The 11,843-nt window shown below is 62.4% G+C and carries 16 protein-coding genes; 14 read left to right on the top strand and 2 right to left on the bottom strand.

Annotation, left to right across the window (positions count from 1 at the left end; translation table 11 throughout):
* Window positions 1-87 precede the first annotated feature (87 nt).
* The 8 genes from FJ548_RS11530 to FJ548_RS11565 all read left to right on the top strand — a co-directional run bounded on the left by FJ548_RS11530 (window position 88) and on the right by FJ548_RS11565 (window position 5,432).
* A complete protein-coding gene (locus tag FJ548_RS11530) occupies window positions 88-468 on the top strand; it encodes a hypothetical protein (RefSeq protein ID WP_140777927.1) in 381 nt (126 codons plus the stop codon).
* A gap of 381 nt (window positions 469-849) precedes the next feature.
* Entirely contained in the window at window positions 850-1,383 is a 534-nt protein-coding gene (locus tag FJ548_RS11535) for a DUF1465 family protein (protein WP_140694876.1), read from the top strand.
* A 96-nt stretch (window positions 1,384-1,479) separates the two neighbouring features.
* Window positions 1,480-1,992 carry a crossover junction endodeoxyribonuclease RuvC gene (ruvC, locus tag FJ548_RS11540; protein WP_140608314.1) on the top strand — a complete coding sequence of 171 codons (513 nt, stop codon included), beginning with the start codon at window positions 1,480-1,482 and terminating at the stop codon, window positions 1,990-1,992.
* Between the two features lie 13 nt (window positions 1,993-2,005).
* Window positions 2,006-2,626, top strand: coding sequence for a Holliday junction branch migration protein RuvA (gene ruvA / locus FJ548_RS11545; protein ID WP_140608312.1), 621 nt, complete (start codon window positions 2,006-2,008; stop codon window positions 2,624-2,626).
* 64 nt (window positions 2,627-2,690) lie between these two features.
* On the top strand, window positions 2,691-2,972 hold the full coding sequence (locus FJ548_RS11550; protein ID WP_140777928.1) for an AbrB/MazE/SpoVT family DNA-binding domain-containing protein: 282 nt from the start codon (window positions 2,691-2,693) through the stop codon (window positions 2,970-2,972).
* Complete coding sequence (locus FJ548_RS11555) at window positions 2,969-3,373, top strand: type II toxin-antitoxin system VapC family toxin (protein ID WP_140608308.1); 405 nt, start codon at window positions 2,969-2,971, stop codon at window positions 3,371-3,373. Before FJ548_RS11550 ends, FJ548_RS11555 begins: the two co-directional genes overlap by 4 nt.
* The gene (gene ruvB, locus FJ548_RS11560) at window positions 3,370-4,407 is read left to right on the top strand and encodes a Holliday junction branch migration DNA helicase RuvB (RefSeq protein WP_140608306.1); all 1,038 of its coding nucleotides are present in this window, start codon (window positions 3,370-3,372) and stop codon (window positions 4,405-4,407) included. The genes FJ548_RS11555 and ruvB overlap by 4 nt, the downstream gene beginning before the upstream one ends.
* Before the next feature lie 128 nt (window positions 4,408-4,535).
* A complete protein-coding gene (locus tag FJ548_RS11565) occupies window positions 4,536-5,432 on the top strand; it encodes a metallophosphoesterase (RefSeq protein WP_140608304.1) in 897 nt (298 codons plus the stop codon).
* 216 nt (window positions 5,433-5,648) lie between these two features.
* Here FJ548_RS11565 and FJ548_RS11570 read toward each other — a convergent pair whose 3' ends face one another.
* Window positions 5,649-6,161, bottom strand: a complete 513-nt coding sequence (locus FJ548_RS11570; RefSeq protein WP_140694888.1) for a dihydrofolate reductase family protein — start codon at window positions 6,159-6,161, stop codon at window positions 5,649-5,651.
* Between the two features lie 167 nt (window positions 6,162-6,328).
* Complete coding sequence (locus FJ548_RS11575) at window positions 6,329-6,553, bottom strand: hypothetical protein (protein WP_181168777.1); 225 nt, start codon at window positions 6,551-6,553, stop codon at window positions 6,329-6,331.
* Here FJ548_RS11575 and ybgC point away from each other — a divergent pair.
* The 6 genes from ybgC to pal all read left to right on the top strand — a co-directional run bounded on the left by ybgC (window position 6,553) and on the right by pal (window position 11,737).
* Window positions 6,553-7,032 carry a tol-pal system-associated acyl-CoA thioesterase gene (gene ybgC, locus FJ548_RS11580; RefSeq protein WP_140777929.1) on the top strand — a complete coding sequence of 160 codons (480 nt, stop codon included), beginning with the start codon at window positions 6,553-6,555 and terminating at the stop codon, window positions 7,030-7,032. The two genes, FJ548_RS11575 and ybgC, sit on opposite strands and share 1 nt — an antisense overlap.
* A 260-nt stretch (window positions 7,033-7,292) precedes the next feature.
* Window positions 7,293-8,003 (top strand): protein TolQ, encoded by a 711-nt coding sequence (tolQ, locus tag FJ548_RS11585; RefSeq protein ID WP_140608298.1) that lies wholly within the window; start codon window positions 7,293-7,295, stop codon window positions 8,001-8,003.
* An 11-nt stretch (window positions 8,004-8,014) separates the two neighbouring features.
* Window positions 8,015-8,467 carry a protein TolR gene (gene tolR, locus FJ548_RS11590; protein WP_140608296.1) on the top strand — a complete coding sequence of 151 codons (453 nt, stop codon included), beginning with the start codon at window positions 8,015-8,017 and terminating at the stop codon, window positions 8,465-8,467.
* Window positions 8,468-8,474: 7 nt separating this feature from the next.
* Entirely contained in the window at window positions 8,475-9,635 is a 1,161-nt protein-coding gene (locus FJ548_RS11595; protein WP_140777930.1) for a TonB family protein, read from the top strand.
* 79 nt (window positions 9,636-9,714) lie between these two features.
* Window positions 9,715-10,986: a Tol-Pal system beta propeller repeat protein TolB gene (gene tolB / locus FJ548_RS11600; RefSeq protein WP_226890710.1), complete on the top strand. Its 1,272-nt coding sequence runs from the start codon at window positions 9,715-9,717 to the stop codon at window positions 10,984-10,986.
* Between the two features lie 244 nt (window positions 10,987-11,230).
* Window positions 11,231-11,737: a peptidoglycan-associated lipoprotein Pal gene (gene pal, locus FJ548_RS11605; protein WP_140694897.1), complete on the top strand. Its 507-nt coding sequence runs from the start codon at window positions 11,231-11,233 to the stop codon at window positions 11,735-11,737.
* Window positions 11,738-11,843 lie beyond the last annotated feature (106 nt).

Here is an 11,843-nt window from a genome sequence, read left to right on the forward strand (position 1 = left end):
GCGCCGATGCCGGCAGCCCGGTGGCGACAGAAGTCGCCTGACGATCAACTCATTCCCAGCTCGGGAAAAGGCAATTCGGGGGACTAAATGCAAGGGGTAGCACGGAATTTCTTCACGCTGGCCGTCATCTATGCGCTGTGCGGCATGGCGCTTGGCATCCACATGGCGATCAGCGAGGACCATGGCCAGATGCCGGCCCACGCCCATGTGATGGTGGCCGGCTGGCTGATGTCGGCGGTCTTCGCGTTCTTCTATCATCTGTTTCCGGCAGCCGGGCAAAAGACGATCGCCATCGTCCATTTCTGGCTGACCGCGATCAGTGGCATCGGGCTGATGATCGGCCTTTACATCCTGCTTGCCGGAAATCCGGGAATCGAGCCGCTGCTGGGAATCGCCTCGATCGGCTTCTATGCGGGCATGCTGCTGTTTGCCTTCATCGCCTTGCCGGTGGTCTGGAAGAAGGCCTGACCGGTGCCTGGCGGAGCCTTGGAATTGTGCTGTTACGGCACAGGAACCAGGCATTCGCTCAAAAAACATCAGTGCCGTTAAAGGTTCATTAAGCTTTACAGGCGTTTACTATGAGCATCCAGTGATCTGGATTCTTACCGAGTGGTTGGAGCCACTTTGTTTGACGCCTCCCTGTTAAACTCCTGAGAGCCGCCTTATCCGCGGCTCTTTTTTTGTCCGCCGTCCGGCGGCACCCAGCGCGGCCGATCACTGTTAACCTTCTGTTAAACATGTGCTTGCCTTCACCCCCGGTGAAGCGCATTTTCAAGCTTCAGTCATATAGGGTCCCGGGTGTATCGGCAGTGAGCCGTATCGGCCGGTTGCAAGTGCAGGGGCGTATCAATGAACGAGCCTTCGAAGGGCAGCGCGAAAACCGTGAAGCTGGCGGAGCGCCGGGTTTTTTCGCACTCCTTCAAACCGCTCTACCAGGAAGGCATGGGGCTGGTCGAACAGGCGGCGGAATATCTCGACGGCAAGGGTCGCGTCGAGGCCAAGAAACTGTCGAGGCTGGCTGCTACGCTCTACGCGGCCGAATCGATGCGGCTGACCACGAGGCTGATGCAGGTTGCCTCGTGGCTGCTTTTGCAGCGCGCGGCCAATTCCGGTGAGATGACCCGCGACCAGGTCGCTTCGGAAAAGTCCAAGGTGCGCCTCGACACGGCTTCCGCCCACGACGAAGCAGCCGGCTGGGCCGAATTGCCCAAGGATTTCCTCGACCTCGTCAACCGGTCGCTGCGCCTGCAGGCGCTGGTGCGCCGCATGGATGATGAAATCTATGGCGCGGGCGCCGTGATCGACATGCAGCCAATGGCTCGCCGGCCCAATCCGGTTTCGGACCAGATCAGCCTGCTCAACACCGCCTTCGCGCGCAACTGATACATCTCCGGAAACAGTCTCTACACTTTGGTTGCCGTTTCCGGTTTGTTCACATTTCGCTGGCATCGCTGTCCGCCCAAGGGGTAGATTGGTCGGATGGGGGACGCGATTCGCATCATCGGTATCGATCCGGGGCTCAGGCGCACCGGCTGGGGCATCGTCGAGAGCCTCGGCAATTCGTTGCGCTTCGTCGCGTCCGGCACCGTGCGGTCCGAAGACAAGGCGGCGCTGGCGACGCGGCTCTGCCAGCTGCATGACGGGCTTGCCGAGATCCTGCACCAGACCATGCCGCACGAGGCGGCAGTCGAACAAACCTTCGTCAACAAGGATGCGGTAGCGACGCTTAAGCTCGGCCAGGCGCGCGGCATCGCCATGCTGGTGCCGGCACGGGCCGGCCTTGTCGTCGCCGAATATGCGCCCAATGCGGTGAAGAAGGCTGTCATCGGCGTCGGCCATGGCGACAAGAAGCAGATCCATGTGATGGTGAAAGTGCTGCTGCCGAAGGCTATCTTCGATACCGAACATGCGGCCGACGCGCTGGCCATCGCCATCTGCCATGCGCATCACCGGCAGAGTGCCGCCTACCGATTGGCGGCATTGGCATCATGAGAGGCCATGGCCAATGATCGGCAAGCTCAAGGGGACGCTCGATGAGATCGACGAGGACCACTGCCTCGTCGACGTGCATGGGGTCGGCTATGTCGCCTATTGTTCGGCGCGCACGCTGGCCACGCTGCCTCCGCCCGGCGAAGCCGTGGTGCTGTTCATCGAGACCTATGTGCGAGAAGACATGATCCGGCTTTATGGTTTCCAGTCGGCGCTGGAGCGCGAGTGGTTCCGGCTCCTGATGAACAATGTGCAGGGCGTCGGCGCCAAGGTGGCGCTTGCCATCCTCTCGACGCTGACACCTGCCGATCTCGCCAATGCGATCGCCCTGCGCGACATCGCCATGGTCAGTCGCGCGCCCGGCGTCGGCAAGAAGGTGGCGGAACGCATCGTCACCGAATTGAAGACCAAGACGCCCGCTTTTACAGGTGCCGCCTCGGGCACGATCGGCCTGAAGCAGGAACTCGGCGAAGGCGTGGCGCCAGCGCCGATCACCGACGCGGTCTCCGCGCTGGTCAATCTCGGCTATTCCCGTGACATCGCAGCCAATGCGGTATCGGCGGCACTGAAGACGGCGGGCGAGGGTGCGGACGCATCCAAGCTGATCCGCTTCGGGCTGAAGGAACTGGCGCGGTGATTGCTTGAAAGGCAAATTCCAGCTAGAACGCATTTGGTAAGTAGTTTCTCGGAAAGTAAGAAAAATGGGCGCGTATGCAAGCCTGACATCGAAAGGCCAGCTTACCATTCCAAAGGATGTCCGTGACGCTCTGTCGCTCAAGACGGGTGACATGATCGCTTGGACGGTCATGGACGGCTATCTGATCGGAACGCCGCGCAATCTCGACTTTGCCGACCTCGCCGGATTCCTGGGGGATCCGCCAGGTGGCCCGGCATCGCTCGAAGAAATCGATGCCGCGGTGCGCGAGGCTGTCGGACGGCACGTTGTTGGAGATGAGCCGAAGGGCGGGAATGAGGGCGCGTGACGTCGATAGGTATCGATACCAACGTTTTGCTGCGAATGGTGCTGAACGATGACGCTGAGCAAAGGGCGAAAGCTCTCGTTTTCGGCAACGGTCTCAATGAAGACAATCCGGGTTTTGTCAGCCTGATCGTCCTTGTCGAGTTCAACTGGTCGTTGATTTCACGCTACAAGCTGCCCAAAGAGCAAGTTCTGACTGCGATCCAAAGGCTGCTAAAGATCAGGACACTGGTTTTCGAGGACTTCGATGCCATCGTGGTCGCACTCGAGAGATCCAACATGCCCCAGGTGGACTTTGCCGATGCGCTGATCGCCGAGCACAACCGGAATCTGGGCTGCTCTCACATGGTCACGTTCGATCCGCGGGCTGCAGGATCCATCGCGAGCATGGAGCTGCTGGGATGAGCCTTTCCCCCCGTCTCATTGCTCCGGAAAAACGCGGCGAGGATGCCGACCAGACGCTGCGCCCGCAGACGCTCGACGACTTTGTCGGGCAGGCCGCGGTGCGGGCCAACCTCAAAGTGTTCATCGAGGCCGCCAAGGGCCGCAAGGAGGCGCTCGACCATGTATTGTTCGTCGGGCCGCCGGGTCTCGGCAAGACGACGCTGGCGCAGATCATGGCGCGCGAACTCGGCGTCAATTTCCGCTCCACGTCCGGACCGGTCATCGCCAAGGCCGGTGATCTCGCCGCACTGCTCACCAATCTCGAAGAAGGCGATGTGCTGTTCATTGACGAAATCCATCGGCTGAACCCCGCGGTGGAGGAAATCCTCTATCCGGCGATGGAGGACTTCCAGCTCGACCTGATCATTGGCGAGGGCCCCGCAGCGCGCTCGGTCAAGATCGACCTCGCGCGCTTCACCCTGGTCGCCGCCACCACGCGGCTTGGCCTGCTCACCAATCCGCTGCGCGACCGTTTCGGCATTCCGGTGCGGCTCAATTTCTATACGGTCGAGGAACTGGAGCAGATCGTGCGGCGCGGCGCCCGCATCCTGCAGATGCCGCTCGGCGACGACGGCGCGCTTGAAATCGCGCGGCGGGCGCGCGGCACGCCACGCATCGCCGGCCGGCTGCTACGCCGCGTGCGCGATTTCGCTTCGGTGGCCGGCGATGGCCATGTCGACCGCCTGATCGCCGACGAGGCGCTGACACGGCTCGAGGTCGACGCGCTCGGCCTCGACGCGCTCGACCGCCGGTATCTGTCTATGATCGCGCGCAATTTCGGCGGCGGACCGGTCGGCATCGAGACGATCGCCGCCGGCCTGTCCGAGCCGCGCGACGCCATCGAGGACATCATCGAGCCCTACCTGATCCAGCAGGGCTTCATCCAGCGCACGCCGCGCGGACGCATGCTGACGGCCAATGCCTGGCGCCATCTCGGCCTCGAGGCGCCGAAGGACCTGACACAGCAGCAGATCAACCTGTTCCAGGAAGAATAGGCTCCGGCGGGTTTTCAGGCCGGGATCAAGCATCCGTGAACGTTCCTGCGCAAAATCTACGCGTCCTCGTCGATTTGCCGGCGCAATCTTGAATTATCTCGCTTCAATCCAGGCGCCGGGGCCTTAGAATGATAACCAGACGCGGGTTTCTGCGCTTAATCGGCGGGTCGTTCCTGACCGCGGCCGCGCTCGGCGCTTATGCGGTCGGCATCGAGCCGATGCTGCTGACACATGTGAAGCGCTACGCGCTGACGCCGCCGCACTGGCCGGCGGGGCTGAAGCTGCGGATCGTCGCGCTCGCTGACATCCATGCCTGTCGACCCTGGATGACGCAGGAACGAATTGCCTCGCTCGTCGGCGATGCGAATGCATTGCAGCCGGATCTGATCGTGCTGCTTGGCGACTACATCGCCGGCATGCCGCTGGTGACGGGACCGGTGACGCCCTCGCAATGGGCGTCAGCGCTGTCGGGTCTCAAGGCGCCGCTCGGCGTGCTGTCGATCCTTGGCAATCACGACTGGTGGAGCGATGGCTTCGCGCAGCGCGCCGGGGCCGGCCCGACGATCGCGCGCAAGGCCTTGGAGAAGGTCGGCATCCCGGTGCTCGAGAACGATGTTGTGCGCCTGGAGAAGGACGGACTTGGCGTCTGGATCGCGGGTCTCGCCGATCAACTGGCGCTGCTGCCCGCCAAGAAGGGCGACGGGTTCAAGGGGCTCGACGATCTCGACGGCACGCTGGCCAAGGTCGCGGATAGTTCTCCGATCATCCTTCTCGCCCACGAGCCGGATATTTTTCCGATCGTTCCCTGGCGGGTTTCGCTGACCCTGTCGGGTCATACCCATGGCGGGCAGGTGCGGCTGTTCGGCTATTCGCCTGTCGTGCCGTCAGATTTCGGCAACCGCTATGCTTATGGCCATGTCGTCGAGAACGACCGCAACCTGATCGTCTCGGGCGGGCTCGGCTTCAGCATATTGCCTGTCCGGTTCGGCGTGCGGCCGGAAATCCTGCAGATCGATCTCGGTTGAGTTCCTTAATGCATGTCGCCCAAAAGTGACCTCGGTTTTGGGAAAACGACATGCATAAAAACAAAGAATCTAAAGCGCGTCGCATGAATCCATTCGCGCCGACGCGTTTTAGACTGGCGCTTGTCAGACGCAGATCGCTCCCTCAACTCCTATCGATGAGACTTCCCCAGTCATAAGGCCATTCGTGCTTGGCAAGATAAAACGGACGATATCGAATCAGCTTTTTAAGACACGGTAGTGCAGGCGCAGCGTTGGACCACGCCTGTCGTCTACTCCCAAGAGACTCAAACGAAGATCGGATGCGTTCGGCGCTACCATCGGAATCCCTTTCGCAATGACAACAGGTTCGATCGCCAGGATCACTTCGTCGATTAGCCCCTCCTGAGCGAATGCGGCGTTAAGCTGCGAACCACCAGCGAGCAAAATTCTGTTCGACCCAGACCGCATGAGAAATGCAACCGCTTCCTGCGGCGACGATGCGCGGATCGAACCCGGCTGGGCGGCGAACATGCTATCCCGCGTCACGACCACCAATGGCAGTTCCGCAAACTGACGGCGTACGGATTGTTCGAAAAGCTGGTGTGTTACGCGGCCCCAAATGATGCCATCACAGGCGCCAGCGAGCTCGAGAAACATCTCCCAATCAGTCTTCGACAGGAAGTCTTCTGATTGATCCTCGCGCGCGGCCATCCCGTTAAGCGAGACGGCCATCCACAGCGTTACAGTCATGACGGGCACCTCTTCTTGAACACGACGGCTCCGAACTATCGCGACAGGTCGATCCGAAAGCCTCGTGCCATCACGTCACGACGTCAGCCTTGAACGAATGTGTTGCCTGGATTGAAGATATAATTAGAGGTTGCTGATGCCAAGCACGGAATCGAACTGGCGTCGCCTCACTGGCCCTCGCCGGGCCAGGGAACCCACAGGTCGAGATTGAGGCCGCGCTTCATCGAGAGGGTCGCCGCGTGGCTCGGCGAGGCCAAGGCCAGCAGCACGAGCAGTGCGGTATCCACGAGCAGTGCGGTATCAAAGTCTTGATCATCGCCCTCAACAGTGCCATCCGATGCCATGTCGCGCGCGGAGCAGGTGCCTTGCCGCGACTGAAAAAGGAAGCGCAATGGGCGATCATGGTGAATCGGCGGCGCTGCTGGCCGGCCTTTCCGGTGCGCTGACGGCATTCGGCCACCGGCTGCTGGCGCGGGTCTATTACGCCGACACCGATTTCTCCGGTGTCGTCTACCACGCACGCTATCTCGAATTCCTCGAGCGTGGCCGCTCCGATTATCTCAGGCTCACCGGCGTGCATCACACGGAACTTGCCGACGGCAAGCATGGCGAGAAGATCGTGTGGGTGGTGCGCCGCATGGAGATCGATTTCCGCATCCCTGCCCGCATCGACGACATTCTGACCATCGACACCCGCACGGAGGCCATTTCCGGCGCGCGCATCTTCATGGCGCAGCAACTCAAACGCGGCGACGAGGTGCTGGTCGAGGCCAAGGTCGAGGCGGCAATCATCGGCGAGAACGGCCGCCCGAGGCGCTTTCCCAGGGAATGGGTCGCGGCCTTCATGCCCAAGGCGGTTTCCGACAGCTGAACAGGCGGATAGGCCGGACAACTGCCCCTGGGGCGCGGCAATGCGCCGCGCCTTATATACTAACCCATCCTTAACCATAACGGTTCATGAAGAGAGTGGTGAAGATTGACGCTATCCAGCGCCTTCCTTTCACCAATATTTGCCCCGAAAAGGCCGGGAAAGGCACGGTTTGGGGTGTCCGGTAGCTTCGTGCGAACCGACCACAAGGGATGCCAGGGGCCAGCCGGCAGCTTCGCCCGGAAAATCTTAAGGACGTTACGATGGAAAATATCGCACTCGCCGAACCGGGCGCGCAATTGTCGATTTGGGCGCTGTTCATGCAGGCCAGCTGGGTGGTCAAGCTGGTCATGATCGGGCTGCTCTGCGCCTCGGTCTGGACCTGGGCGATCATCGTCGACAAGCTGGTTGCCTATGGCCGCATGCGGCTGGCGCTGAACCGCTTCGAGCAGATCTTCTGGTCGGGGCAATCGCTGGAAGAGCTCTACCGCACGCTCGCCGACCGCAAGACGTCAGGCATGGGCGCCATTTTCGTCGCGGCGATGCGCGAATGGAAAAAGAGCTTCGAGAAAGGCGCCAAGTCGCCGCTCGGCCTGCAGACCCGCATCGACAAGGCGATGGATCTGGCGCTGACCCGCGAGATGGAGAAGCTCGAGGGGCGCCTTGGCTTCCTCGCCACCACTGGCTCGGCCGCCCCGTTCATCGGCCTGTTCGGCACGGTCATCGGCATCATGACCTCGTTCCAGGCGATCGCCGGTTCCAAGAACACCAGCCTTGCGGTGGTCGCGCCCGGCATCGCCGAGGCGCTGCTGGCGACGGCCATCGGCCTGCTCGCCGCCATTCCGGCCGTCATCGCCTACAACAAGCTGTCATCGGATGCGAGCAAGCTCGCGGTGCGCATGGAAGGGTTCTCCGACGAGTTCTCCGCCATACTCTCGCGCCAAATCGATGAAAAAGTCGCGCCGAAGGCCTGAGGAGCACAAAGATGGGTATGTCGGTAGGCATGGCAGGGCGCGGCGGGCGCGGCCACCGGCGGCGCGGCCGTCACCATGGGCTGATGTCGGAGATCAACGTCACGCCGATGGTCGACGTCATGCTGGTGCTGCTGATCATCTTCATGGTCGCGGCGCCGATGCTGACGGTCGGCGTGCCGGTCGACCTGCCGGACACGCAGGCCAAGGCGATGAATGCCGACACGCAGCCGATCACCGTCTCGATCGATGCCGCGGGCAAGATCTACCTTCAGAATACCGAAATCCCGATGGACGATCTGGTGGCCAAGCTGCAGGCGATCTCCAAGACCGGCTATGATGAGCGCATCTTCATCCGCGGCGACAAGTCGACGGACTATGGCACCGCCATGAAGGTCATGGCTCGTATCAATGCGGCCGGCTACAAGAACATGGGCCTGGTTTCATTGCAGGAACAGGACCAATAGACGCGCGATGAGGACCGGCCTCACCACATCGGTGATCTTGCATGCCGCGGTGCTGGCCTTCGGCCTGTTCACGCTGTCGGCACCAGCCGCGCTTCCGTCGGCGGACGTCGAGTCGGTCGCGGTCGATATCGTGCCGATGGAGGCCATCGCGCAGACCTTGCAGGGCGACAAGAAGGCCGTGATGCATGAAAAGCCGGCGCCGCTGCCGACGCAGCGTCCGGACATCGTGCCGAACGCGCAGAAGGTCGGCGAAAACAGCGTCGATACCGACAAGCCGATAACGCCCGAAGCCAAGCCGAAGCCCGTCGACATGACCTCGGCTCCGCCGCCCGCCCCGACTCCGACCGAAAAGCCGAAGCCGGAGGATGTGCCGAAGCCGCAGGAGAAGCCCAAGCCGATACCGGCGACGGAAGTGGCGCCGGCGCCGCAGCCCAAGGAAGAGGTGAAGCCCGAGCCCGTCAAGCAGACGGAGCCCAAGCCGACGCCTGCCAAGGAGCCGACCCCGACGCCGCCGCCGGACAAGACCGCGGCCATCGAGCCGACGCCCGCGGTCAAGCCTGATGCCGTCGCCCAGGCGATCGCCAAGGACCAGCCCGACGACGCCCAGCTTCCGGACTCCGCGCCCGCGCCGCAGGCGCGGCCGAAGCCGCAACCGCAGCCGGCCCAGGCCGAAAGCGCCAAGGCGCCAGAACGCAAGGATGCCGAAAAGCCGGTCAAGGAAGCGTCATCCAAGCCGAAATCCGACGACAAGCAGTTCAACGCCAATGAAATCTCGGCCCTGCTGGACAAGCAGAAGCCCTCCGGCGGCGGCGCCAAGCGCTCGACCCAGCAGGCTTCGCTCGGCGGCGACAAGGATCAGGGTCAGAAGCTGTCGAAGTCGGAGCAGGGCGCTTTGGAAAGTCAGTTGGGTGCCTGCTGGACCTTGCCGGCCGGGCTGGAAGGTTCGGAGAATTTCGTCGTGATCGTCCGTTTCAATCTGGACACCTCCGGCAAGCTCAATGGCCGTCCTGCCGTCGAGAAATCGAGCGGCAACCGGCAGTTTGACGAAAGCGCGGTGCGCGCGGTTCAGAAATGCGACATGGCCGGCCTGCAGGTGCCCGCCGGCAAACAAGACATCTGGTCAGACATCAGGGTCACCTTCGACCCAAGGGAAATGCTCGGCCTCTAGGCCCGGCGTCCACACAGTCAAAGAAGAGAAGCGAGAAGATATGAGATCTTTCCTCAAGCCGCTCCTGACGATTGCAGCGATGGCGCTGGGCATGACGGCTGTCGTTCCCATGCCGGCATGGGCGCTCGTCGAGCTCAATGTCAACAAGGGCAATGTCGAGCCGCTGCCGATCGCCGTCACGGATTTCCAGGGCGGCGATGCGCTTGGCGCCCAGATTTCCCAGATCGTCACCGCTGACCTGAAGCGCTCGGGCCTGTTCGCACCGATCGACAAGAGCGCCTTCATCGAGAAGATTTCCAACCCGGACGCGGCCCCCCGCTTCGACGACTGGAAGGTGATCAACGCGCAGGCGCTGGTCACCGGCAGCGTCAGCAAGGAGGCCGATGGCCGCATCCGCGCCCAGTATCGGCTGTGGGACACCTTCGCCGGCCAGCAGATGGCCGGCGAGCAGTTCTTCGCCAATGATGCCAATCAGCGGCGCGTCGCCCACATCATCGCCGACGCCATCTATGAGCGGCTGACCGGCGAGAAGGGCTATTTCGACACGCGTGTCGTGTTCATCGACGAGTCCGGCGCCAAGAACGCACGCAAGAAACGGCTTGCCATCATGGATCAGGACGGCGCCAACGTGCGCTACCTCTCGGACGGCAGGTCGATCGTGCTGACGCCGCGCTTCTCGCCGAACCGGCAGGAAATCACCTACATGTCCTATGAAAGCGGCCAGCCGCGGGTCTATCTCCTGCAGATCGAGACCGGGCAGCGCGAACTGGTCGGCAACTTCCCCGGCATGACCTTCGCGCCGCGCTTCTCGCCCGACGGCCAGAAGGTGATCATGAGCCTGCTGCGCGACGACGGCAATTCCAACATCTTCGCCATGGATCTGCGCAGCCGCTCGACGACAAGGCTGACCAATTCGACGGCCATCGACACCTCGCCGTCCTATTCGCCCGATGGCAGCAAGGTGGTGTTCACCTCCGACCGTGGCGGCCGCGCACAGATCTATGTGATGGGCGCCGACGGGTCGGGCCAGACTCGCATCTCCTTCGGCGACGGCGTCTACTCGACGCCGGTGTGGTCGCCGCGCGGCGACCTCATCGCCTTCACCAAGCAGACCGGCGGCGAATTCCAGATCGGCGTCATGAAGACCGACGGTTCGGGCGAACGCATCCTGTCCTCCGGCTTCCAGCAGGAAGGGCCGACCTGGGCGCCGAACGGCCGCGTGCTGATGTTCTTCCGCGACTCCAATGGCGGCCCGAAGCTGGTTTCGGTCGATCTCACCGGCCGCAACGAGCAGCCGATCCCGACCTCGAACTTTGCGTCCGATCCGGCCTGGTCGCCGCTGCTGGAATGAGTTGCACAGGGAAACACTGCATTGTCGAAAAGGGGCTTCAAGGCCCCTTTTCACGCCTTGGTCGCGTTTTGGCCGCATTTCCGCCTAGGGTCCGCGCGCAATGTCGCCCCTGGTTCAGCGTTGGGCGTAACGGTCGCGGACGGCGGCCTAAACCAAATTTTAACCGTGTTTCTTGAATGCCGGTTAACCCAAACGTGGTTACTGGGTGATCAACGAAATCACTCGAATGCGAAGGAGAGGCGGCATGGGCCGTATCGCAGCACTGACCAGAAATCCCGTCATGATCGCGCTTGTGGCGATGCTCGCCATCGCCGGTTGCGCCTCGAAGAAGACGCCCAACAGCGCGGCTGACCTCGGCCTCAACGGCGCCGGCGCCGCAACGCCCGGCTCGGCGCAGGACTTCACCGTCAACATCGGCGACCGCATCTTCTTCGATACGGACTCGTCCTCGATCCGCGCCGACGCGCAGACGACGCTTGCCCGCCAGGCGCAGTGGCTGAACCAGTACAAGCAGTATGCCATCGTCGTCGAAGGTCACGCCGACGAACGCGGCACGCGCGAATACAATCTGGCGCTCGGTGCCCGCCGTGCCGCCGCCGCCCGCGACTTCCTGGTTTCCAAGGGCGTTTCCGCCAGCCGCCTGAAGACCATTTCCTACGGCAAGGAACGTCCGGTCGCGGTGTGCGACGACATCTCCTGCTGGTCGCAGAACCGCCGCGCGGTCACCACGCTCAGCGGTGCCGGTTCCTGATCGGCAAAAATACAACACAGGTTTGGGAAAGGCGGCCGGGAGGCCGCCTTTTTCATATCGGGGCCGCGGAAACAAAATTTGGCCGAAGTCTCGCGCCCTGCTATGA

The sequence above is a fragment of the Mesorhizobium sp. B2-4-17 genome, from assembly GCF_006441275.1.
Classification (GTDB): Bacteria; Pseudomonadota; Alphaproteobacteria; order Rhizobiales; family Rhizobiaceae; genus Mesorhizobium.